Annotated in this window: 3 protein-coding genes and 1 pseudogene; all 4 read right to left on the minus strand. The window is 51.5% G+C overall.

Annotation, left to right across the window (positions count from 1 at the left end; all coding sequences use genetic code 11):
* Window positions 1-115: pseudogene (locus tag WG8_RS29425) on the minus strand (NAD-dependent epimerase/dehydratase family protein); the annotation flags it as partial.
* Window positions 76-930 carry a dTDP-4-dehydrorhamnose reductase family protein gene (locus WG8_RS19040; RefSeq protein WP_007431858.1) on the minus strand — a complete coding sequence of 285 codons (855 nt, stop codon included), beginning with the start codon at window positions 928-930 and terminating at the stop codon, window positions 76-78. The gene WG8_RS19040 and the pseudogene WG8_RS29425, both read right to left, overlap by 40 nt.
* Window positions 927-1,913: a polysaccharide biosynthesis protein gene (locus WG8_RS19045; RefSeq protein ID WP_007431859.1), complete on the minus strand. Its 987-nt coding sequence runs from the start codon at window positions 1,911-1,913 to the stop codon at window positions 927-929. The genes WG8_RS19040 and WG8_RS19045 overlap by 4 nt, the downstream gene beginning before the upstream one ends.
* On the minus strand, window positions 1,906-2,997 hold the full coding sequence (gene wecB / locus WG8_RS19050; RefSeq protein ID WP_007431860.1) for a non-hydrolyzing UDP-N-acetylglucosamine 2-epimerase: 1,092 nt from the start codon (window positions 2,995-2,997) through the stop codon (window positions 1,906-1,908). Before wecB ends, WG8_RS19045 begins: the two co-directional genes overlap by 8 nt.
* Between the last annotated feature and the right edge of the window lie 271 nt (window positions 2,998-3,268).

The following is a 3,268-nucleotide window of genomic DNA, read 5'->3' on the forward strand; positions in this document are numbered from 1 at the left end:
CCGCCCCCTCCCAGCCAAGCTTTGCAAAATAGCGGCAGGCGTGCATCCCGGTATAGCCCGCCGCCCCGGTAATGATTATGACTGGCCGACGCGGTTCCGCTGTGCTTCTGTCCATTCCAGCAGCTCCTTCAGCATGATGCTGTAGTGAGGAACATCGTAGAGCAGATCGGCCCGGGTAGAACGAAGCGTCCGATCCTGCACCGGCTCATCTTTCGGCACGATCCGAATATCCTCCCTCTTCCAGATGTCTTTGAACAGCAGCAGCAAATCATGCTTGCTGATCGGTTCGGGGTGAACCAGATGAATGAGACCGTCCAGCGGCTCATTCATAATCACCCGTATCGCTTTAGCCAATTCCAATGTTGTGACCCCGTTCCAAAAGACACGGCGATACCCGTCAACATCTCCGCTCTGCTGCAAGAACCAGTGCAGCAGACCAATGCCTCCCGGCCGAATTTCCGGGCCGACAATGGAAGTCCGAATGGTCAGATGGCCTGCCGCCTTTACCTCTCCAAGTATTTTCGTCACAGCATAGGCGCTTGTCCCATCAGTCTGATCCGTTTCCTTATATAAACCAGGCACCCGATTTCCCTCAAATACGCAATCCGTACTGATATGAATGAGATGGGCACCGATGCCGTCCGCCGTCCGTCGGAGAAGATGCGGCAGCAGTCCATTGATTTGGTAGGCTGCAATCTGATCCTCCCCGGCATACTGATTCAGTACGCCCACCGCATTAATGATGACGTCTGGCCGCACACTCCGCACTAGTTGCTCCACCATAAAGCTGTCCCTTACATCCAGCAGCAAACCGCCTTTATTTTCGGGATCACGGGTAGTGTAGAAGACGTTATACCCGTCCTGATTCTGAAAATAATCGACCAGGACATGGCCTGCCATACCGTTACCGCCCAAAATAAGCAGTTTCATTTAATGAACCCCCCGCGCTGGAGGATGCTTCGAATTTCCTCTTTCGACATCAGATTGAACTCCGAGCTAAAGCTGCTGAATGACACCGGAGGGCACTGATTATAGCGGTCTTTTAAATGAGGAATGTTCAGCGTTGGGAGAATGATCAAATATTGCTCGTCATACACAACCGTCGTCAGGCTTTCAAAGTCACTCATCAAAATCTCATGGATTTTCTCGCCGGGACGGACACCTTGTTCTACAATTTCTACATTTTCCACGCCGGAATCTTCAATGAGCACCTCGGCCAGATCCACAATACGACAAGTTGGCATGGTCATGATAAAAATTTCCCCACCGATGCTTTCAACCGAGGCTTTGAACAGAAGACTGATCGCATCACGCAAGGTCAGAAAAAAGCGGGTCATTTTCATATCTGTGATAAAAACCTTGCCCTTTTGGCGAATCTGGCTCTGAAACAGATGCACCACGCTTCCGTTTGTACCCAATACGTTGCCGCCGCGCACTGTCACGAAGTGTGTGTCACTATTCAGCAGATTGGCGTAAACAATCAGTTTTTCTCCAATCGCCTTCGTCATACCGTAAAAATTGGACGGATTTGCGGCCTTGTCAGTCGATATATAAATAACTTTCTTCACTTGATTGGCAACAGCGGCCTCGATCACGTTTTGGGTGCCCACAACATTGGTTTTGAGTGCTTCATAAGGCTGATCCTCGCAGACAGGCACATGTTTGAGAGCCGCCAAGTGAAACACATAGTCCACACCCTGACAAGCAGTAACCAGCGCTTCCTTATCCCGAATATCCCCAATACAGAAGCTGAGTCGTTCATCCTCAAACTGCCTGTTCATGGCAACCTGGTTCGATTCTCCTCGTGAATAGATAATGACCTCTTTGGGGTTACGCGGCAGTAGCTGGGCAACCAGTTCATGCCCCCAGGAGCCGGTACCACCGGTAACCAAGATACGTTGGTTTTCAAACATGCCGTTTCCCTCCAAGCAGAAATTTAACTACTTTATCCGACACATCCTCCGCCAGATAACCTGCTGGACACTGCCATTGATGAGGCATCCCGGTCATCAAGGCTACTGCGTTCGCTATAACCTCGCCACTCAGCCCGGATACGATATTGCTACCGCAATCCACCGTTTCCGGTCGTTCTGTCGTCCGGCGCATCGTGACCGTCGGCACGCCCATGATGCAGCATTCCTCCTGTACGGTGCCGCTGTCCGTTAAAGTGCAGCGGGCATGTCGCTCCAGCAGCACGAAGTCAAAAAATCCGAACGGTTCGTGGAATTCCACCAGCGGATCAAGCTGGATCGGCGGATGGCTTGCAATTCGGGCGGCGGTGCGAGGATGAATACTGCAAATGACCCGCTGTCCGGATTGCCGGGCTACCCGGTTAAGACCATCCAAAATAGCCAGCAAATGCGGCGGATGGTCGACATTTTCAGCTCTGTGGGCAGTAACCAGGAAATATTCCCCCGGCGACAGTCCGAGCTTATTCAAGATGTTGCTGCCAGACACCTCTTTCTCATAATGCTGCATCACTTCGTAGATCGGATTCCCCGTCAGTACAATTCGTTGACTCGGAAAGCCCTCCCGTATGAGATGCTGCTTGCTTTGCTCCGTATACGGCATATTAATCGTAGAAATGGCGTCAATGACGCGGCGATTCTTCTCCTCCGGCACATCCAGGTCATAGCAGCGGTTCCCTGCCTCCATATGCACGACCGGATAGCCCATGCGTTCCGCAAGCAAAGCACATAAAGCACTGTTTGTATCACCAAGCAGCAGCACATAATCCGGGCGTTCCTTGTTTAAAATGTCCTCCATCTGCGAATACATGGCAGACAGCTGTTTGCCCAGCGTCCCCGCCTTCTCCTGAAGCACATAATCCGGGGTACGCAGACCCAGTTCACGGAAGAATTGCCCGCTCAGGCTTTCCGTGTAATTTTGGCCCGTATGCACAAGCATATGTTTATCTGCATAGCGGTCCAGCTTCGGAATGATCAGGCTGAGCCGTATAATTTCCGGTCTTGTGCCGAGCACGGTCAATATTTTCATGATTTTGGAACCCACCTTTGCTGTCTTTGTTTCATTAAGCTGTGGAGTTCAATGGATGAGATTCATTCAGCAGACTGGCTATGCTCCAGTAAAACGTTCAGTTCAACGGCCCGGTGTACGTTCACCCGGACCGTTGTCTTGTACGCCGTCCAGTCTTAAGCGTGACTCGCTTCTGCTTATGTGCGTATCGCCGCCGTAGCTTAAGCTTGAATTTTCGCTTGAGCTCGACGACATTGAGATTCCGTGAGTGCTCTTGCGACGGCCCCTGCCG

The organism is Paenibacillus sp. Aloe-11 (assembly GCF_000245715.1).
Classification (GTDB): Bacteria; Bacillota; Bacilli; order Paenibacillales; family Paenibacillaceae; genus Paenibacillus; species Paenibacillus kribbensis.

Bases quoted from the DNA above. Each gene is read 5' to 3' on its own strand.
- WG8_RS19040 (WP_007431858.1), bottom strand. From the start codon at position 930: ATGAAACTGCTTATTTTGGGCGGTAACGGTATGGCAGGCCATGTCCTG.
- WG8_RS19045 (WP_007431859.1), bottom strand. From the start codon at position 1,913: ATGTTTGAAAACCAACGTATCTTGGTTACCGGTGGTACCGGCTCCTGG.
- wecB (WP_007431860.1), bottom strand. From the start codon at position 2,997: ATGAAAATATTGACCGTGCTCGGCACAAGACCGGAAATTATACGGCTC.